Source organism: Salifodinibacter halophilus (genome assembly GCA_012999515.1).
GTDB lineage: Bacteria > Pseudomonadota > Gammaproteobacteria > Nevskiales > Salinisphaeraceae > Salifodinibacter > Salifodinibacter halophilus.
Map to the genome: position 1 here is coordinate 1 of JABEEB010000670.1, position 239 is coordinate 239.

Below are 239 nucleotides of genomic sequence, written 5' to 3' on the forward strand. Positions count from 1 at the left end.
CTCGAACGCCTGGAGTCGGCGGACACCCTCATCGGGTTCGAGCACGCGCTCGACGCCGCATTACTGGGGTACGCCGACCACCTCTCGCACGTCTTCCCGCTCTCGGTCTGTCCCGTCCTCGCGTACGTCCTCGCAAAGGAGCGCGAGGTCGACAACGTCCGCGCTATCGCGCGCGGCCGCGAGGTCGGCCTGAGCGGCGAGGAGATCGAACAGGAACTGGTGATGCTATGAGCCAGGAG

1 protein-coding gene is annotated in these 239 nt (G+C 66.9%); it reads left to right on the forward strand.

What is annotated here, in order from left to right; genetic code table 11:
- On the forward strand, positions 1–231 hold a 231-nt coding region (locus tag HKX41_13250), incomplete at its 5' end, for a V-type ATP synthase subunit C (GenBank protein NNC25101.1).
- Positions 232–239: the final 8 nt, after the last annotated feature.